Consider the following 18,208-nt stretch of genomic DNA (forward strand, 5'->3'; position numbering starts at 1 on the left):
CATCGGTTTCGAGCTTACTTCAGGTTGCCCGAAACGTTGTTGAAGGTGCTGCCCAGCTTCGAGCCCAGGCTGGTCATGGCGCCGATGGCGGCCACGGCGATCAGAGCGGCGATCAGGCCGTATTCGATGGCGGTCGCGCCCTTTTCGTTCTTCAGCATCTTGCGAATGAACTGCATGTGATGTCTCCTTGACAAACGTTACGTTAAACTACCCGGCCGCCCCGCTATGAATTAGGTCAGCGAAGACCTGTCTAGTTTGGCTCGGTTGAGAAAAGTTTAATGCGAAGCCGGGGGTGTCAGAATTTCGTGGTTAATATTTGGTCACTTCGCCGGCGACATTGTTCCACATGCCGGTCGTACGTGTCGCGACGTTGTTCAGCGCCGCGATCATGGCCAGCACGACCATCGCGATGATCAGGCCATATTCGACCGCGGTTGCCCCCCGCTCACATCGCGAAAGCGCGGATTTCGTGACGAATTCGATGATCGCGCGCATATGACCCCGCTTGGCTACAGACACTCCACAATCAGTGTGTAAAGCAGCCACGGTTAACAAAGCCCTTGCAAGGGAGCGTTATGCAGAGTTTTACCCCGTTTCTGGTCGTCGCCGTCGCCCTGATCGATGCCGATGGGCGCGTCTTGGTGCAGCAACGGCCGCCTGGAAAGCCGATGGCGGACCTGTGGGAGTTTCCCGGTGGCAAGGTTGAGTCGGGCGAAACGCCCGAAGCAGCGCTTGTGCGCGAACTGGAGGAGGAGCTGGGTATCCGCACCCATGAAAGCTGCCTGGCGCCCGCAACCTTCGCCAGCGCTCCGCTGGAGAACAAGCATCTGCTGCTGCTGCTTTACGTCTGCCGCAAATGGGAAGGGATGCCCGAAGCGCGCCATGCCACCGCGCTGCAATGGGTGCGGCCCGCGCAAATGTATGCGCTCGACATGCCACCAGCCGACCTGCCGCTGATCGGCATTCTCGACGCGCTGATCTGACGGGAAATCCGGCTCTGCACCGATGGCGCAAGGTTAGGCCATAAAGGGCAGGGGAAGGGCGATGCGCGCCTTCCCCCGCAGCCTGTAAACGGGGCCAACCGCCGGACAGCCGGCCCCGCGCGTCAGTCTCAGTCTTCCTTGGCCTTGCTCTGCAGCTGGACATAATTCTGGATGCCCATGCGCTCGATCATCTCGAACTGGGTTTCCAGCGTGTCGACATGCTCTTCTTCGCTTTCGAGGATATACTGGAACAGGTCGCGGCTGACGAAGTCCTTGATCGACTCGCAATAGGCGATGGCGTCGCGCAGCACCGGCAGCGCCTCATATTCCAGCTCCAGGTCCGCCTTGAGGATTTCCTCGACGGTTTCGCCGATCTTCAGGCGGCCGAGCAGCTGGAAATTGGGCAGGCCGTCGAGGAACAGGATGCGCTCCGCCACCTTGTCGGCGTGCTTCATCTCGTCGATCGATTCCTCATATTCGAATTTGGCGAGCTTCTCGATGCCCCAGTGATTGAGGATGCGATAGTGGAGGAAATATTGGTTGATCGCGGTCAGCTCGTTCTTGAGGACCTCGTTCAGATAATCGATAACCTTCTGGTCGCCCTTCATGGCGCTATGCTCCGGCTGTTATTGGGAATGCCGGACATATAAAGGTTTCGCATCCGGTTGTTAAGCCGGAAAGGCGCAGAAAACCGCCATTTTTCAGGCGGCTATTGCGTGATGTTCGCGATTGTCAGGGGCCTTTTACTGCGCCTGCTTCGCAATCTATTCAGGCCGTCGCGCGCTCCGCCGCGATGATCGTGCGGGCATAGCCGACACATTGGCCGCACTTGGGGCGGCGGCCGAAACGGGCATAGGCGCTACAGGGGGTATCGGCACCATCGCGCGCCGCTTCCCGCAGATCCTTTTCGCGAATGGCATTGCAAACACAGACGACCATTGGATTCTCCTGACCCGTGAAATAGGCCAGATGCTAATGGATCGCAATAGAAGATCATGCGCTCCTGCGAATCTTTTGCAGTTTCCCCTGTTGCAGGCTGCGCCACACCCATTCGGCCGGCCCCATCGCGAATCGGTCGAGCCAGGGCTTGGACCACAGCAGCATCACCGCCCAGGCGGCGATAAGGAGGAGCGGAAAGGCCGCTGGGCGAACCTGTCCGAACAGCCCCAGCCCCCAGCCATAGAAGATCGCCGTCATGATGAGGCTGGTGCCCAGATAATTGCTGAGCGCCATGCGCCCGGTCGCGGCGATCCGGCCGACCAGCCAATGATCGCGATGCCGCGCCAGCAGCCACAGGATCAGCGCTGCCCAGCCGACCGCCAGCGGGATGCGGAAGGGGAAGGACCATAGCAGAGCGGTCGAAAAGGCGGTCAGCGGCGCAAAACCGCTCGCGATCACCCAGATGGTCAGGCCGATCATCGGCACCAGCCCGATCAGGAAGCAGTGGCGCGCGGTCTGCCTATATTGCTCGGCGGGCCAGCGGCCGATCAGGAAGCCGCCTTTCAGCATCGCCATGCCCAGCAGCATGAAGCCCAGCGTGTCGAGCCCGGTGAAGAGGAAGGTCCACAGCCAGTCGCCGACAAAGCCGGTCAGATGGTGGCGCACGATCCCGCCGAAGCTGCCGGTATAGATGGCAATATCCTGCTGGATGATCGGGCTGCTGGGGTCGGACAGGCCAGCGAGGAAGCTGTCCAGTCCCTCGCGCGTCGCGGCGGCGGCACCGGGTGCGGCGGCGGCATGAGCCCAGCCATAGAGGCTGGCGATGAAGGCGCCGCAGATCAGGAAGTGGATCAGGAAGGCGAGAAACGCCCATTTGACCAGCGCCAGCGGCTCCTTCTGGGCAAAGAGCAGGGCGATGGTGCCGACCACCGCATAGGTCACTAATATGTCGCCCCACCACAGCAATATGTGATGCAGCAGGCCGATTGCCAGCAGCCAGCCGCCGCGCACCAGTTGCGTCCGCGTGCCATCCCGCCCGGCCATTTCTTCCCGGTCGATCAGCAGCAGCATCGAGGCGCCGAACAGCAGCGAGAACAGCCCGCGCATCTTGCCGTCGACCAGGATCAGGCTGCTCGCCCAGAAGGCGATGTCGCCGGCCGACATCAGCCCGGCCGCGACCGGATTGAAATAGGCGTTCTGCGGCAGGGCGAAGGCGGTGATGTTCATCCACAATATGCCCATCACCGCGCAGCCGCGCAGCACGTCCATGGCGGGGATACGGGGCGATGCGGCGGTCATGTGGGCAATCCTTGAAGATGCTGGCCAAGCGGCCATGGCTCTGCCATGCGGCTGGTGGATTGATTTTGACATTTGCGCGCCCTTGGCTTGTCGGCGGGATGCAAATGTCAAAATCGAAAAATCCACCAGAATCGAAATTTCTAGTGGTCCAATAGATTCTGACATTTGGTCACAATCTAGTGGGCAGCGCAGCCAAATGTCAGAATCGGACCACTACCCATGAATGATGGCCGCAAGCAACGGATAAGCGACTCCTTCGGCGCGGCGGCCGACCGGTATGACGACCATGCCGGGCCGCAGCGGACGGCGGCCGCCCTGGTCGCCGACATCGCCCAGCGGCAAAGCCCGGACGGCGTCGCGCGCATCCTGGAAATCGGCTGCGGCACCGGCCTGCTCACGCGCGACATCCAGACCCGCTGGCCCGGTGCGGAACTGGTCGCCACGGACATCTCGCCAAAGATGCTGGACCGCGCGGCATCGGCCGGGCTGGTCGCCGGCACCTTCCTCGCGATGGATGGGGAGGCACCCTCGTTCGAGGGCGAATGGTTCGACCTCATCCTCTCCAGCCTGGCCTTCCAATGGTTTGATGACCTGCCCGCCGCGATCGCGCGGCTAGTGGCGCTGCTCCGCCCCGGTGGCAGCCTCATCTTCTCGACCATGGGGCAGGGCAGTTTCGCCCAGTGGCGCGCTGCCCATGCGACCTGCGATCTGACGCCCGGCGTCCCCGCCTATCCCTCGCTCGACGCGCTGCGCGCCATGTTGGCGGCCTATGGCGACGCCTTCGCCTTTGACGAGACCGTCCTGCTGGACGGGCAGGACGCCCGTGCGCTGATCGGCCATCTCAAGGGGATCGGCGCGGTGGTGCCGGACGAAGGGCGCCGGCCGCTCTCCCCCGCTGCGCTGCGCCGGGTCATGACCGCCTATGACGAGGCGGGCGGCCGCGACGTCTATCAGTTGCTGATCGGCCGGGTAACGCGCGCGGCCCAGGCATAGGGGCCGACCACCGTGCCGACGAAGCCGCCAGCCTCATGGGTGCTGAGGAAGCGGATATCGACATCACGCGCCAGCACTGTCTCTCGCCCATCGACGCCATAGGCGAAGCGCGCCGTGCCGCCATTAAGGGCGATGGTCAGGCGGACGGGCTTGGCCGGATCGACCGGCGCGGCCGCGACCAGCCTGTCATGATCGCTGTCCTCGCGCACCATCAGGGCGAGCTGCGGTTTCCCGTCCTTCCGCGTCACGCCGAAGAACAGGAAGGATCGGTCGGACTGCACCGCCGCCAGCCCCGCACGATCCCCCTCCGTCTCCGGCCCATAGGTCAGGTCGGTGCTGATGGTCGCGACATGCTGCTGTTGGCGCCGCCCGACAAAGGCCGGGGCGCCGCTGAGGTCACCCAGCGCCGTCGTGCCGTCCAGCACCAGCGCGCCCGCCTCCAGTCGGTAAAGCGGTGCCTTGGGCGTCCGCAGGCCGATCCAGCCCATGTCGAGCCGCGGTCCGTCGAACCCATCGCGATAGGCAAAATCGCCGCTGGTCGGCGGTGCATCGGCATCGCGCACGGGCAGGGGCGGGCGCTTCGCCACATAGGGAATGGCCTTGCCGGCCTCCAATATATGCGGCCAGCCATCGCGCCATGCGACCGGCAGCAGGAAGGTTTCGCGCCCGATATTGTATAGATCGGGGCCATAGGGACGGGTGGCGAGGAAGGTCGCCCACCAGTCGCCCGCCTGCGTCTGCACCAGCTTGGCATGGCCGGCCGATGTCACCGGATGGGGGCGGGCCGGGTCCAGGCTGCGCTGGCTCAGGATCGGATTGCCGGCATAGGGGCTGAAGAGGCCACGCAGGTTGCGGGCGCGGAACACCACTTCGCTATGCTGGTCGCCGGTGCCGCCCTCGGCCGCGATCAGATAATAATATCCCTCGCGCTTCAGCAGATGCGGGCCCTCGATCCAGGACGGCTTCTGGCGGATGTCGACGCCGCCATTGACGATCTGCGTGGACGCGCCGGTCATTGTGAGCGTGCGCCAGTCAAATTCCTGCACCCAGATCGCCCGATGCCCCTCATAGCGGGGCGGCTCGGCCGGCGCGCGATTATTGACGATGAAGGCGCGCTCGCCTTCCCAGTAGATCGACGGGTCGATCCCCTCGAACGGCAGCCAGTGGGGCTTGGACCATGGCCCGGCCGCGTCCTTTGCGGTCATCACGAAATTGCCGCCGCAATCGACGCAGGTGCCGACCAGGTAGAAAAGCCCGTCATGGAAGGAGATGTCGGGCGCGAACATGCCGCGCGAACTGCGCAGGCCGCTGAAATCAAACTGGTCGGGCCGGTCGATCGCATTGCCGATCTGGCGCCAATGGACCATGTCGCTCGACCGGAAAACCGGCAGCCCCGGATAATGGGCGAAGGAGGAGTTGACGAGATAATAGGCCTCGCCGACCCGCGTGATCGATGGATCGGGATAATAGCCCGACAGGATCGGGTTTCGATATTGTTCCGGGCCGGGCGTCACCTTTTCCTGGGCGCGGCCGTCATAGCGGAAATCGCTGAAACGGGCGGGGCCTGCCAGGGCCGGGCCGGCAATGGCGGCCAGCAACAGCAAGGCGGCACGACGGGTCTTGCGCATATCCTCTCCTCCCATTTTTTCCGAGCATAGGAGGGAGTTCGTGATAGCGCTATCAAAAATCCGGGCCGGTGGACGCAAACGGGGCCGGATATGTCAACTTCGCTGTCACTATCTATCGTCGGCGCCCGGCCGCGATGAGGGCGATCGGCAGGCCGACCAAGATGCAGTGGGAGAAGAGCTGGTTGCCGATGTTCCAGGCGATCCGCCCGATCGGCAGCGCGGCATAGGCGGCGGGCAGCCACATGGCGGGCCAGCGCCACGGCCGCACGATCCAGTACATGATCGCCCAGAGCAGCAGGCCATAGAGCAGGCCGGCGACGACCGGATGGCGGCGCAGGGCAGGGCGCCGCTGCGCGATCAGCATATAGGCGCCCGCCATGCAGGCCATGATCGCGAAATGGACGGCCAGGCCGGCAATCGTCCATAGCCAGGCGGGATCGCCCCGCGCGCGATCGCCCAGCGGGCCGCTCGCGACAAATTGCAGCACCGCATGCGGCGCCGTGCCTGCCATGCCGGCAAAGACGAAGGCGGAAAATATGTCGAGTGTGCCGGCAACCAAGGTTGCCCGGATGATCCTCTCGCGCATGGTGCGCTCCCCATTTTCTCGGGGTGGATCATGACAGATTGCGATGAACTTGTCCCGCCGGATGCGCTGCACCCGGCGGGACGGAAAGATTTAGAGTTCGCTGTCCATCAGTGCGGGGAAGAAGCCCTCATGCGCGGTGCGCAGCGCGTCGATCGACACGCCCGCCACGCTGTCGCCGCCAACGGTGCCGATCTTGACCGCGCCGGCAATCTCGACGCCGGCTGGGGCCGTGACGACATAGCGGCTCTGGTCTTCGCCGAACGCCGAAGCGGTGGTCAGCGCCACGTCCAGCGTCGCGCCGATCTTGCCGGCCAGCGCCATTTCCGCGATCGTGACGATCAGGCCGCCGTCCGATATGTCATGCACGGCATTGACCGTGCCCGCCACCACCAGCGCGCGGACGGCGTCGCCATTGGCGCGCTCGACCGCCAGGTCGACCTTGGGCGCATCACCCGCTTCGCGGCCGGCAATCTCGCGCAGCCAGATCGACTGGCCCAGATGCGTGCCTTCGCCACCGACCAGCCAGATCGCGTCGCCTTCATTCTTGAACGCCACGGTCGCCATCTTGTCGATGTCGGCCAGCAGGCCGATGCCGCCGATCGCCGGGGTCGGCAGGATCGCCGAGCCACCGCCGGTCGCCTTGGATTCATTGTAGAGGCTGACATTGCCCGACACGATCGGGAAGTCGAACGCGCGGCAGGCGTCGCCCATGCCCTCCAGGCAGCCGGTCAGCTGCGCCATGATTTCGGGGCGCTGCGGATTGGCGAAGTTGAGGCAGTTGGTGACCGCCAGCGGGGTCGATCCGACCGCGCTCAGGTTGCGATAGCATTCCGCGATCGCCTGCTTGCCGCCTTCATAGGGATCGGCATAGCAATAGCGCGGGGTGCAGTCGGTGCTGATGGCAATGCCCTTGCTGCTGCCATGGACGCGGACCACCGCGGCGTCGCCGCCTGGGCGCTGCACCGTGTCGGCGCCGACCATGTGATCGTACTGCTCCCAGATCCAGCGACGGCTGGCGATGTCGGGGCTGCCCATCAGCGTGACGAGGTCAGCGCCGATGTCGGCGCTCTCGGCGATATCGCCCAGCGGCTCGACCTTCGACCAGATCTTATACTCGTCCTTCGGCATGGAGGGACGGTCATAGAGCGGCGCATCGTCGGCCAGCGGCGCGAGCGGAATATCGCAGACGATCTCGCCCTTATGCTCCAGCACCATGCGGCCGGTGTCGGTGACATGGCCGATGACGGCGAAGTCGAGTTCCCACTTCTTGAAGATCGCCTCGGCAAAGGCTTCGCGGCCGGGCTTGAGCACCATGAGCATGCGCTCCTGGCTTTCCGACAGCATCATCTCATAGGTGGTCATGCCGGTTTCGCGCTGCGGCACGTCATCCATCTTGAGGTGCAGGCCGACGCCGCCCTTCGACGCCATTTCGACGCTGGAGGACGTGAGGCCGGCGGCACCCATGTCCTGAATGGCGACGATCGCGTCCGACGCCATCAGTTCCAGGCATGCCTCGATCAGCAGCTTTTCGGTGAAGGGATCGCCGACCTGGACGGTGGGGCGCTTCTCTTCGCTGTCCTCGCCGAAATCGGCCGACGCCATGGTCGCGCCATGGATGCCGTCGCGGCCGGTCTTGGACCCGACATAGACGATCGGGTTGCCGACGCCGCTGGCGGCCGAATAGAAGATCTTGTCGGTGTCGGCGATGCCGACGGTCATCGCATTGACCAGGATATTGCCGTCATAGGCGGGGTGGAAATTCACTTCACCGCCGACGGTCGGCACGCCGACGCAATTGCCATAGCCGCCAATGCCATGGACCACGCCGCTGATGAGATGCTTCATCTTGGGGTGGTCGGGACGGCCGAAGCGGAGCGCGTTCATGTTGGCCACCGGGCGGGCGCCCATGGTGAACACGTCGCGCAGGATGCCGCCGACGCCGGTCGCGGCGCCCTGATAGGGTTCGATGTAGCTGGGGTGGTTGTGGCTCTCCATCTTGAAGATGGCGGCCTGGCCATCGCCAATGTCGACCACGCCGGCGTTTTCGCCGGGGCCACAGATCACCTGCGGGCCCTTGGTGGGCAGCTTTATCAGGTGGATCTTGGAGGATTTGTAGGAGCAGTGCTCGGACCACATGACCGAAAAGATCCCGAGTTCCGTCAGGTTCGGCTCGCGGCCGATCGCCTTCAGGACGCGATCATATTCTTCGGGGGACAGACCGTGCTCGGCAACGATCTGCGGGGTGATCTGGGGGGCGCTGCTGGACATGAGCGCGCCTTTAGACGCGTGGCGCGGGATTCACAATGGGGAGGCGGCGGCCAAGTCATGGCCGCCGCCCTTAAGTCGCTTAGCAGCTGCTGTTGCGGTCGATCGCGCGGCCGGCCAGGGCGCCGGCGCCGGCGCCGACAACGGTGCCGGTGGTGCGATCGCCGCGGGTGTCGACCGCGCGACCCAGCAGGGCACCGGCAACGCCGCCCAGCAGCAGGCCGGTGGTGCCGCCCGACTTGCGGCAGCGATAATCACCGCGATAGCCGCGACGGTCGGAATAGCGACCATGGTCATAATGGCGGTCGCCACGGTGCCAGCCACGGTCGTGGCCGCGGGCGAAGGAGGTCGCCGGAACGGCGGTGGCGACGGTTGCGGTCGCCAGGGCCATGGCGATCAGGCTCTTCTTGAAGTTCATGGGTCATCTCCTCGACCTGTTTATCTCTGGTACGAGGCTGTTCTGCCACCGGCTGGCTGGCAACATCCTGAACCGGCACGTTATCTGCCGTTCAGGAAAGGCGTCGGGCATGAAAAAAGGGCCGGTTCCTAGGGAAGAACCGGCCCCTGTCAGAAAAAAGACTCAGGCAATGCTGCGATCAGACGTGGCAGGCCTGCGCCGACTTGCCGGGGACGGTGATCGTCACGTCGTTGCCCGAACCCTTGACCTCATAACCACCTTCGGCGGTGAAGGGCTGGCCGGCTTCGGCAGCCTTCAGCATGGTGGGGGCGCCATTCTTTTCGGTGCGCAGGATCGCGCTCTTGTCGTCGCTCATATAGTCGACGAAGAACAGGCTGTTGTCCTTGCAGCGGAACTGCTTGTTGGCCTTGACCGACGGCGGCAGCTCGACCGGCGCGGCGTTGGCAAGCTGGGCAGCCATCGGATCGGCGGGGCCGCCGACGACTTCGGGTTCGTCACTCTTGTTGCAGGCCGACAGCATGGTCAGGCCGGCAACGGCGATGAGGGGGAGATAATATTTCATAGCGATCCTTTTATGTGCGCTTGCAACATTGTGCGTCAACGCAAAACTGCCCGAATTCCGCCACGCCTGTGCAGCGACGTCATGACGTTTGCGTGACAGCGGCGGGATTGACCCACTATTGAGCGGCCTTGGGTCTGCTGCCATGTCATCCGCGCTTGACCCCGTGGACAGGGGCGGTCAATGCAGGCGCATGGCTGAGGAAAATACCCCGCAAAAGGATCTGTCCCAATTGTCGTTCGAGGATGCGCTGCGCGCACTCGAATCGATCGTCCGCCGGCTGGAAAGCGGCGATGTTCCGCTCGATGAGTCGATCTCGCTTTATGCCCAGGGCGAAGAACTGCGCAAGCGCTGCACCGAGCGGCTGCAGGCGGCCGAGGCGCGCATCAGCAAGCTGACCGTCGATGCCGGCGGCGCCATCACCGGCGCCCAGCCGTTCGGCGCGGATTGACCCACTGCATGGAACGGAGCGCGGCAGGAGCGCTGGTCGCCGCCCGTGCGGCAACGGTCGCGGCCGATATCGACCGGGCGTTCGACGCGCTGCTGGCGATCCCGGACGATCCACGCCATCGCCTCTATGAAGCGATGCGCCATGCCGCGATCGGGGGTGGCAAGCGGCTGCGGCCGCTGCTGGTGCAGGCGACCTGCGACCTGTTCAACATTTCCCGCGAATCCGCGCTGCGCGTCGGCCTCGCGATCGAATGCATCCATGTCTATTCGCTGGTGCATGACGATCTGCCGGCGATGGACGATGACGATATGCGGCGCGGCAAGCCGACCGTCCACAAGGCCTTCGACGAAGCGACCGCGATCCTGGCCGGCGATTGCCTCCATGATCTCGCCTTCGAAATCCTCGCCGACGAACAGACCCATCCCGATGCCTTCGTCCGCATCGACCTCGTGAAGGCGCTGGCCGTCGCCAGCGGCCCGGCCGGCATGGCGGGCGGGCAGATGATGGACCTAGAGGCGGAAAAGACCCGCTTCGATCTCGCCACCGTCACCCGGCTGCAAAATCTCAAGACCGGCGCGCTGATCGGCTTCTGCGTCGATGCCGCCGCCATCATGGCGCGCATCCCGGTCGAGGCGCGCACCGGCCTGCATGGCTATGCCCGCGACATCGGCCTCGCCTTCCAGATTGCCGACGACCTGCTCGATGTGGAGGGCGACGCGGCCCTCGCCGGCAAGGCGCTGGGCAAGGATGCCGCCGCCGGTAAGGAAACCTTCGTCTCGCTCCTGGGGGTAGACCGGGCGCGGGAACAGGGGCGCCTGCTCGTTGAACAGGCCAAGGCGCACCTGCACGGCCATGGCGCGGAGGCGGATTTGCTGCGCGCCATTGCCGACTATATTGTGGAGAGGGACCGCTAGATCATGAGCAAGTCGCGTATCGGTGTCTATCCCGGCACCTTCGATCCCATCACCCTTGGCCATATGGACATCATCCGCCGCGGCGCGAAGCTGGTCGACAAGCTGGTGATCGGCGTCACCACCAACATCAGCAAGTCGCCGATGTTTGCCGACGAGGAACGGCTGGACATGGTTCGCCGCGAATGCGCGGACATCGACACCGAAATCGTCGTCACCGGCTTCAACTCGCTGTTGATGGACTTTGCCGAATCGCAGGGGGCCAGCGTCATCATCCGGGGCCTGCGCGCCGTCGCCGACTTCGAATATGAATATCAGATGGCGGGCATGAACCAGCAGATCAACAGCCGGGTCGAAACCGTCTTTCTGATGGCTGACGTCTCATTGCAGCCGATCGCGTCGCGTCTGGTCAAGGAAATCGCCCTCTATGGCGGGCCGATCCACAAGTTCGTCAGCCCCGCCGTGCGCGAGGAGGTGGAGGCGCGGGTTGCCGCACTCGGCCTTAAAGGGCAGGGCTAGGAACGGGTTGCCTTCATTGTTGCCGTCTCGTTTCAGCCCGCGTTCAGTTGCCAATCCCGATCAGGGCGCTATCAGGACGGCTTGACCTTCCCGGGCAAGATCTAAGGAAAGCTTATTCGCATGCGTTTCACTTCCGCGCTCAAGACCGTGGCGATCGGTTTCGCCCTCACCGCGTCCAGCGTGGCCTTCGCCCAGGGTGGCGGCGGTGGCGGCGGCGGTGCCGAGGAAATGAAGAAGGCGGAGACCGCTGCGAAGGCGGAGCAGAATGCCAAGTCGCTGGGCGCACAGCTGACGCCGCAGCTGCCGCCGGCGACCATTCCGGCCGACCCGCAGAATATATGGGATCTTGACCTGTCGAGCGGCGGACGCGTGCGCATTCAGCTGCGCCCGGACATCGCCCCCAATCATGTCGAGCGGATCAAGGAACTGACTCGCCAGGGCTTCTACAATGGCCTGAAGTTCCACCGCGTCATCCCTGGTTTCATGGCCCAGGGCGGCGATCCCAAGGGGGACGGCACCGGCGGTTCGACGCTGCCCGACCTCAAGGCCGAGTTCAACCCGATGCCGCATCTGCGCGGCACCCTGTCGATGGCCCGCGCCCAGAGCGAGGACAGCGCCAACAGCCAGTTCTTCATCGTGCTGCTGCCGCGCATGCAGCTCGACAAGAAATATACCGTTTTCGGCCGCGTGATCGAAGGCATGCAATATGTCGACGCGATCCATGAGGGCGAGCCGCCGGCCGACCCGACCGTGATCCTGCAGGCCTCGATCGAGAGCGACGGCAAGCCGCCGGTGCTGGCACCGCCGCCCCCGCCGCCGGCGCCCGAACCTGCGGCCCTGCCGTCGAAGAAGCCGGCTGCCCCGGCCAAGAAGCCGGCCCCCAAGAAGAAGTGAGTTTGCGCCCGGAAGGGCCATCGTCATGCGTGTAGACCTGTTCGATTTCGATCTGCCGGCGGAGAATATCGCCCTCCGTCCGGCCAGCCCGCGCGATTCGGCGCGCCTTCTGCTCGTGCCCGGCGACGGCGCGATGGAGGATCGCATCGTGCGCGACCTGCCATCGCTGCTGCGCGCGGGCGATGTGCTGGTCTTCAACGACACCCGCGTCATTCCCGCCCAGTTGGAAGGGATGCGGGGCGAGGCACGGATCGGCGCGACCCTGCACAAGCGGCTCGGCCTGCGCCAGTGGCAGGCCTTCCTGCGCAATGCCAAGCGGGTGCGGGATGGCGACCGGATCGATTTCGGCGCCGGCGTCACCGCGATCGCTGGCCCGCGCGACGAGGATGGCGGCGTCACCCTCGATTTCGAGGGCGAGGAACCGGTCGAGATCCTGCTGGAACGGGCCGGGCGCATGCCGCTGCCGCCCTATATCGCCAGCAAGCGCGCCACTGACGAGCGTGACCGCAGCGATTACCAGACCATGTTCGCGCGCGAGGATGGCGCGGTCGCCGCCCCCACCGCCGCGCTGCACTTCACGCCCGACCTCACTGCCGCACTGGCGCAGGCTGGCGTGCTGACCGAAACGCTGACCCTGCATGTCGGCGCGGGCACCTTCCTGCCGGTCAAGGCGGACGATACCGACGACCATCGCATGCATGCCGAATGGGGGCGGATCGATCAGGATACGGCCGATCGCCTGAATGCCGCGCGCGCGGCCGGCGGCCGGATCATCGCGGTCGGCACCACCTCGCTGCGCCTGCTCGAAAGCGCGACCGGTGAGGATGGCGTGATCCGCCCCTTCGCCGACGAAACCCGCATCTTCATCACGCCCGGCTACCGTTTCCGCGCGATCGACGGGCTGATGACCAATTTCCACCTGCCCAAATCGACCCTGTTCATGCTGGTAAGTGCCTTGATGGGCCGCGATCGGATGCAGCAGGTCTACGCCCATGCGATCGCCACCGGCTATCGCTTCTACAGCTATGGGGATTCCTCGCTGCTGCTGCCGTGACGGCTGAACCTGGCGGCTAGAAGGCCTCCGCAATCCCGACATAGACGGCATGATCGTCTTTTCCTGCCGCAAGATCGACGCGCAACTGCACGTCATTGCTGCGGAAAGGACGATAGCGCAGGCCTATGCCGCCGGCCGGCAGCAGCTTGCCCTTGTCGATGATCGTGCCGGCCGATGGCGCGATGCCGCCCAGCCCGACAAAGGCGGTCGCGCCCCAACGGCCGCTGACATGCTGGCGCCATTCGGCCTGCGTCGCCCAACTGGCCTTATCGCGATAGCGACCGGTGACATAGCCGCGCAGATCGTTGTTCGCGCCGAACAGGCACAGATCATAATAAGGGGCGTTGCCCCCGGCGGCACATAGCGCGCCCCGCAGTGCGATCACCGTGCCGGCGCCGATCGGCAGATAGCTGTTGGCGGCCATCTGCAACTTGTCATGGCTATAGCTGTCGCCCAGAGCGCGCAGGCCGAACAGCCAATTGGCGCTCAACATTACGCCGCGATGCGGTTGGGTAGCGCTGTCGCGCGTATCATAGGCAAAGCTCGGGCCGATCGCGGACAGATTGCTGTTCATGGCGTCGGGCGGCGGCGCCGGCACTGATCCACTGCTGGGGCGCGGCATTGGGATTGTAGAAGGCGATGGCACCTGCGGCGAGGCCGGTGCCGGTTGCCGGATTGGACAGCGGCACGGGCGCGAAGAGGATCTGGGGCTTGCGGGTGGTGGAGGGCGCCGTGGTGCCTTCAGCGGGCAGGGCGCGTGACAGGCTGTTCGCATCGGTCTCGCTCTGGGCCATTGCCATGCCCGCTGACAGGCAGGGGACGGACGTAAGCGCCACGCATCCGAGGCGATAGCGCCGGATCATGCTGGGGCCTGTGGGAGAGGCGGGCGGATGGCCATGCTCTATCCATCCCTCATCTCCGGCAGAGGAACCATCGGGACAAACACTGAAGCATGGCCGGCGATCCTGCGCGGCTTCATGTTAAAGCCGTCGAATTGCGCCGTGACGGTCGGGGGAATGCGAGCGGACGGATGCAGGGCAGGGCATGCGCAAGCGACTGAAATGGCAATGCCCCCACATGTCGATCGCTTTGCGCTCTCGCCTGACTATCGTCATGGAAACCCGGCGTCGACCGGTCACCACTAGGGATAATCCCTGAGCCATGCCGGTGTTTCGCCCGATGGTTCCCGGCCCCGGAAACGGCACATGCTGCCCCCGATAGACTGAGGGGGTCATATGGCCAATCTGGCGGAATTTCTGGACAAGCTGCCCATCCTGCTGGTCGGGTTTCTGATGCTGGCGACCATGACGCTGACGGCGACGGCCGGCTATGTCCTGCGGCAGCGGGTGCGGCGGCTGTTGACGCACAAGGGCGCGACCGAAGAAAATGGGGCGGAAGGCTATATCGTCTCCGCCGTGATCGGCCTGGTTGCGCTGCTGCTGGGCTTCACCTTCGCACTGGCGGTTGGCCGGTTCGAAACGCGCCGGGCGCTGGTGCTGCAGGAAGCCAATGCCATCGGCACCAGCTATCTGCGCGTTCAGGGCCTGCCCGAACCGCATCGCACGCGGATGTCGCAGATATTGGTCAACTATACCAATAATCGCGTCGAACTGGGCACGGCCAGCCCCGACAAGATGGCGCCCTTGATCGTCGCCAGCGATCGGCTGCTGGTCGAGCTATGGGCCGGCACGCTGGCGGCGACCGATGCGATCGGCAATTCCGCGCTGGCCTCCTCGCTCCATTCGACCGTCAACGAAGTGATCGACATGGACAGCGCGCGCAAGGCGGCGCGCAAGGTCCGGGTGCCGGGCGAGGTGTTCCTGGCGCTATGGGTCTATATCGCGGTGACTGCGGGGATGCTGGGCTATGCCCGGTCGGAAACACAGGGGCGGATGCTGGCGGGCATATTATTCCTGCTCTTCACCATGTCCTACATGCTGATCATCGACATCGACCGGCCGGCGGGCGGCAATATCGTCGAAAGCCAGGGGCCGATGATCGAACTGCGCGAGACGCTGAAGCAGCAGCCGCCCGGCACCTTCGACATCTGGCGCAAGCCGGTCGTGGAGCCAGCGCCTTAGAGTCTGTTTGAGAATGCGCCATCCGGCGCATTCCGGCACCAGCCCGCTCCCCCACCCGGCCACCCATAGAATACTGCCGTTGGGTGGCCGGGAGGGGGAGCGGGCTGGCACCGTATCGGAAATCGCGCTTTCGCGATGTCTCAACCACTCTCTTAGATGTTGCCAAACGCCATTGCCAACGCGCGCAGCATCGGCGGTGGCGTGTCGCGCAGGGGAATGGCGCGCGGGCCATGGAGCAGGCCGATCGTCCGGCGCTCGCCAAAGTCGCGCAGCGCCGCGCGCGCCATGCCGGCCCATTGATACCCCAGCGGCATCACCGTGACCCCCAGGCCCGCCGCCACCATCTGCATCACCCGCTCGTCATTGGTCGACCGATAGGCGAAATGCGGGCGGATGCCGCGATCGACGAAATAGCGGCTGGTCGCCGACAGCGCCTCGCAATGACGGCGCACGATCATCGTCTCGCCCGCCAGTTCCTCCGCCGCAATCGTTTCGCGCCCGGCGAGGCGATGGTCGGCGGGCAAGGCCAGGCCATAGCCTTCCTCTACCAGTGGCCGCGCCGCATAACGCTCTTCCGCGCCCGGCCGCACCAGAGTCAGCGCCACGTCGATTCGCTCGGCGTCGAGCCGCCCCAGCAATTCGCGCTCCGATCCTGGAATGAATTCCACCCGGCCGCGCGCCTCGGCCGGGCAGGCAGTGACCGCTGCCGCCACCGGCGCGCCGGCGATGCTGGTCAGCAGGCCGATGCGCAGCGTCTGGATTTCGGCCGTCTGCGCGCCCGCCTGTTCGGCCAGGTTGAACTCGCGCTCGATCCGCCGCGCGTGGCTCAACAGGCGACTGCCGGCCTCGGTCAGTTCCACACGCTGGTTGCTGCGCAGGAACAAGGGCGCGCCGACCGCCTGTTCCAGCTTGGCGATGCCGACCGACAGGGTCGGTTGCGACACCAGGCAATGCGCCGCCGCACGGGAGAAATTGCCCTGGTCCACGACCGCCAGGAAATAGCGCAGCAGATAACGTTCGATCATAGATGGAAACTATACACTCCTGCCCGTGGTTTCAATTTTTCCCTTGCCGCGTTCAGGACTAGGGTGCGGCGCAGGAGAGATGCCAATGACCGACTTCGATTTCGCCCTGGGCGAGCATGCGGACATGATCCGCGAAAGCACCGCCCGTTTCGCCGCCGATCATATCGCCCCGCTGGCGGCGGAGATCGATGCCAAGGACTGGTTCCCCCGCGACCTGTGGCCCGCCATGGGCGCGCTCGGCTTGCACGGCATCACCGTGGACGAGGCGGATGGCGGCCTGGGCCTGGGCTATCTGGAGCATGTGGTGGCGCAGGAGGAAGTGGCGCGGGCCTCCGCCTCCATAGGTCTCAGCTATGGCGCGCACTCCAATCTCTGCGTCAACCAGATCCGCCGCTGGGGCAATGACGCGCAGAAGGCGCGCTATCTGCCCAAGCTGATTTCCGGCGAGCATGTGGGCAGCCTTGCCATGTCGGAGGCCGGCGCCGGGTCCGATGTCGTGTCGATGAAGCTGAAGGCCGAAAAGAAGGGCGATCGCTACGTCCTCAATGGCACGAAATTCTGGATCACCAACGCGACCGAGGCGGACACGCTGGTCGTCTATGCCAAGACCGGCGAGGGCTCCAAGGGCATCACGACCTTCCTGATCGAGAAGGGCTTTGCCGGCTTCTCGATCGGCCAGAAGATCGACAAGGTCGGCATGCGCGGCAGTCCGACCGCCGAACTGGTGTTCGACGATTGCGAAGTGCCCGAAGAGAATATCATGGGGCCGCTCAACGGCGGCGCGGGCGTGCTGATGTCGGGCCTCGACTATGAGCGCACCGTGCTCGCCGGCATCCAGCTCGGCATCATGCAGGCCTGTCTCGACACGGTGCTGCCCTATGTTCGCGAGCGCAGGCAGTTCGGAAAGCCCATCGGCGCGTTCCAGCTGATGCAGGCCAAGGTCGCCGACATGTATGTCGCGCTCAACAGCGCGCGCGCCTATGTCTATGCCGTGGCGCGTGCCTGCGACGCAGGCAAGACCACGCGTTTCGATGCGGCCGGCGCCATCCTGCTCGCCAGCGAGAATGCGATGAAGGTCGCGCTGGAAGCGGTGCAGGCGCTGGGCGGCGCGGGCTATACTAGGGACTGGCCGGTCGAACGCTATATGCGCGACGCCAAGCTGCTCGATATCGGCGCCGGCACCAACGAGATCCGCCGGATGCTGATTGGCCGGGAATTAATTGGGGCGTGATTCAGCTCCGCCCCACGAACAGGAAGCCAACCGCCGCCATGATGCAGGCAAAGGCCGCCGCGTGGCGCCAGTGGAGCGGTTCGCCCAGCACCGTCACCATGAAGATGCCGAAGATCACGAGGGCGATGGCTTCCTGCGCGATCTTGAGTTGTCCGGCGGACCAGCCATGGGCAAAGCCGATGCGGTTGGCGGGCACCGCCAGGCAATATTCGACGAAGGCGATCGCCCAGCTGATCAGGATGACCAGCATCAGCGGTTTGTTCATGCCGCCCTTGAGGTGCCAGTACCAGGCGGTGGTCATGAACAGGTTGGAGAGGATGAGGAGGATGATGGTGGGCATATCTGCTCTGTGGCACGCGGACGCCGGGAAGG

At 64.8% G+C, this 18,208-nt stretch carries 23 protein-coding genes; 9 read left to right on the forward strand and 14 right to left on the reverse strand.

Annotated elements, in window-relative coordinates; genetic code table 11:
• Positions 1-14: 14 nt before the first annotated feature.
• Both U0025_RS03170 and U0025_RS03175 read right to left on the reverse strand, forming a co-directional pair.
• Complete coding sequence (locus U0025_RS03170) at positions 15-176, reverse strand: Flp family type IVb pilin (RefSeq protein WP_004211201.1); 162 nt, start codon at positions 174-176, stop codon at positions 15-17.
• 133 nt (positions 177-309) lie between these two features.
• Positions 310-495 carry a Flp family type IVb pilin gene (locus U0025_RS03175; RefSeq protein WP_004211202.1) on the reverse strand — a complete coding sequence of 62 codons (186 nt, stop codon included), beginning with the start codon at positions 493-495 and terminating at the stop codon, positions 310-312.
• A gap of 80 nt (positions 496-575) precedes the next feature.
• On the opposite strand from U0025_RS03175, the gene U0025_RS03180 reads away from it, so the two are divergent.
• Positions 576-983, forward strand: a complete 408-nt coding sequence (locus U0025_RS03180) for a (deoxy)nucleoside triphosphate pyrophosphohydrolase (RefSeq protein ID WP_004211203.1) — start codon at positions 576-578, stop codon at positions 981-983.
• Between the two features lie 128 nt (positions 984-1,111).
• Here U0025_RS03180 and bfr read toward each other — a convergent pair whose 3' ends face one another.
• From bfr to U0025_RS03195, 3 genes are all read right to left on the reverse strand, one after another.
• On the reverse strand, positions 1,112-1,591 hold the full coding sequence (gene bfr / locus U0025_RS03185) for a bacterioferritin (RefSeq protein WP_004211204.1): 480 nt from the start codon (positions 1,589-1,591) through the stop codon (positions 1,112-1,114).
• A gap of 160 nt (positions 1,592-1,751) precedes the next feature.
• The gene (locus tag U0025_RS03190) at positions 1,752-1,922 is read right to left on the reverse strand and encodes a (2Fe-2S)-binding protein (protein WP_004211205.1); all 171 of its coding nucleotides are present in this window, start codon (positions 1,920-1,922) and stop codon (positions 1,752-1,754) included.
• 54 nt (positions 1,923-1,976) lie between these two features.
• A complete protein-coding gene (locus U0025_RS03195) occupies positions 1,977-3,221 on the reverse strand; it encodes a DUF418 domain-containing protein (protein WP_004211207.1) in 1,245 nt (414 codons plus the stop codon).
• Positions 3,222-3,440: 219 nt separating this feature from the next.
• On the opposite strand from U0025_RS03195, the gene U0025_RS03200 reads away from it, so the two are divergent.
• Positions 3,441-4,214, forward strand: a complete 774-nt coding sequence (locus U0025_RS03200) for a methyltransferase domain-containing protein (protein WP_004211208.1) — start codon at positions 3,441-3,443, stop codon at positions 4,212-4,214.
• Here U0025_RS03200 and U0025_RS03205 read toward each other — a convergent pair.
• The 5 genes from U0025_RS03205 to U0025_RS03225 form a co-directional block, all read right to left on the reverse strand.
• On the reverse strand, positions 4,172-5,842 hold the full coding sequence (locus tag U0025_RS03205) for a glycoside hydrolase family 43 protein (RefSeq protein ID WP_004211209.1): 1,671 nt from the start codon (positions 5,840-5,842) through the stop codon (positions 4,172-4,174). The genes U0025_RS03200 and U0025_RS03205 overlap by 43 nt on opposite strands.
• 112 nt (positions 5,843-5,954) lie before the next feature.
• Positions 5,955-6,428, reverse strand: a complete 474-nt coding sequence (locus U0025_RS03210; protein WP_004211210.1) for a hypothetical protein — start codon at positions 6,426-6,428, stop codon at positions 5,955-5,957.
• A gap of 90 nt (positions 6,429-6,518) precedes the next feature.
• Entirely contained in the window at positions 6,519-8,696 is a 2,178-nt protein-coding gene (gene purL / locus U0025_RS03215; protein WP_004211211.1) for a phosphoribosylformylglycinamidine synthase subunit PurL, read from the reverse strand.
• A gap of 79 nt (positions 8,697-8,775) precedes the next feature.
• A complete protein-coding gene (locus U0025_RS03220) occupies positions 8,776-9,111 on the reverse strand; it encodes a glycine zipper 2TM domain-containing protein (RefSeq protein WP_004211212.1) in 336 nt (111 codons plus the stop codon).
• Between the two features lie 178 nt (positions 9,112-9,289).
• Positions 9,290-9,673, reverse strand: a complete 384-nt coding sequence (locus U0025_RS03225) for a hypothetical protein (protein WP_004211213.1) — start codon at positions 9,671-9,673, stop codon at positions 9,290-9,292.
• 190 nt (positions 9,674-9,863) lie between these two features.
• Here U0025_RS03225 and U0025_RS03230 point away from each other — a divergent pair, with 190 nt between their 5' ends.
• From U0025_RS03230 to queA, 5 genes are all read left to right on the forward strand, one after another.
• A complete protein-coding gene (locus U0025_RS03230) occupies positions 9,864-10,121 on the forward strand; it encodes an exodeoxyribonuclease VII small subunit (RefSeq protein ID WP_004211214.1) in 258 nt (85 codons plus the stop codon).
• 8 nt (positions 10,122-10,129) lie between these two features.
• Positions 10,130-11,035 (forward strand): polyprenyl synthetase family protein, encoded by a 906-nt coding sequence (locus U0025_RS03235; protein WP_004211215.1) that lies wholly within the window; start codon positions 10,130-10,132, stop codon positions 11,033-11,035.
• 3 nt (positions 11,036-11,038) lie between these two features.
• Positions 11,039-11,551 carry a pantetheine-phosphate adenylyltransferase gene (gene coaD / locus U0025_RS03240; RefSeq protein ID WP_004211217.1) on the forward strand — a complete coding sequence of 171 codons (513 nt, stop codon included), beginning with the start codon at positions 11,039-11,041 and terminating at the stop codon, positions 11,549-11,551.
• A gap of 120 nt (positions 11,552-11,671) precedes the next feature.
• The gene (locus tag U0025_RS03245; RefSeq protein WP_004211219.1) at positions 11,672-12,445 is read left to right on the forward strand and encodes a peptidylprolyl isomerase; all 774 of its coding nucleotides are present in this window, start codon (positions 11,672-11,674) and stop codon (positions 12,443-12,445) included.
• A 25-nt stretch (positions 12,446-12,470) separates the two neighbouring features.
• Positions 12,471-13,499, forward strand: a complete 1,029-nt coding sequence (gene queA, locus U0025_RS03250) for a tRNA preQ1(34) S-adenosylmethionine ribosyltransferase-isomerase QueA (protein ID WP_004211220.1) — start codon at positions 12,471-12,473, stop codon at positions 13,497-13,499.
• Positions 13,500-13,515: 16 nt separating this feature from the next.
• Here the strand turns inward: queA and U0025_RS03255 are convergent, their stop codons facing one another.
• Together U0025_RS03255 and U0025_RS03260 are read right to left on the reverse strand one after the other, a co-directional pair.
• On the reverse strand, positions 13,516-14,073 hold the full coding sequence (locus tag U0025_RS03255; protein WP_004211223.1) for a BamA/TamA family outer membrane protein: 558 nt from the start codon (positions 14,071-14,073) through the stop codon (positions 13,516-13,518).
• A complete protein-coding gene (locus tag U0025_RS03260; protein WP_004211225.1) occupies positions 14,030-14,362 on the reverse strand; it encodes a hypothetical protein in 333 nt (110 codons plus the stop codon). Before U0025_RS03260 ends, U0025_RS03255 begins: the two co-directional genes overlap by 44 nt.
• Positions 14,363-14,734: 372 nt before the next feature.
• Between U0025_RS03260 and U0025_RS03265 the strand changes: the two genes are divergently transcribed.
• Positions 14,735-15,580, forward strand: a complete 846-nt coding sequence (locus U0025_RS03265; protein WP_004211227.1) for a bestrophin-like domain — start codon at positions 14,735-14,737, stop codon at positions 15,578-15,580.
• 152 nt (positions 15,581-15,732) lie between these two features.
• On the opposite strand, the gene U0025_RS03270 is transcribed toward U0025_RS03265, so the two are convergent.
• Positions 15,733-16,605: a LysR family transcriptional regulator gene (locus tag U0025_RS03270; RefSeq protein ID WP_004211230.1), complete on the reverse strand. Its 873-nt coding sequence runs from the start codon at positions 16,603-16,605 to the stop codon at positions 15,733-15,735.
• A gap of 85 nt (positions 16,606-16,690) precedes the next feature.
• On the opposite strand from U0025_RS03270, the gene U0025_RS03275 reads away from it, so the two are divergent.
• Entirely contained in the window at positions 16,691-17,836 is a 1,146-nt protein-coding gene (locus U0025_RS03275; protein ID WP_004211231.1) for an isovaleryl-CoA dehydrogenase, read from the forward strand.
• Between the two features lies 1 nt (position 17,837).
• Here U0025_RS03275 and U0025_RS03280 read toward each other — a convergent pair whose 3' ends face one another.
• Positions 17,838-18,176: a DMT family protein gene (locus tag U0025_RS03280; protein WP_004211232.1), complete on the reverse strand. Its 339-nt coding sequence runs from the start codon at positions 18,174-18,176 to the stop codon at positions 17,838-17,840.
• Between the last annotated feature and the right edge of the window lie 32 nt (positions 18,177-18,208).

The sequence above is a fragment of the Sphingobium yanoikuyae genome, from assembly GCF_034424525.1.
Classification (GTDB): Bacteria; Pseudomonadota; Alphaproteobacteria; order Sphingomonadales; family Sphingomonadaceae; genus Sphingobium; species Sphingobium yanoikuyae.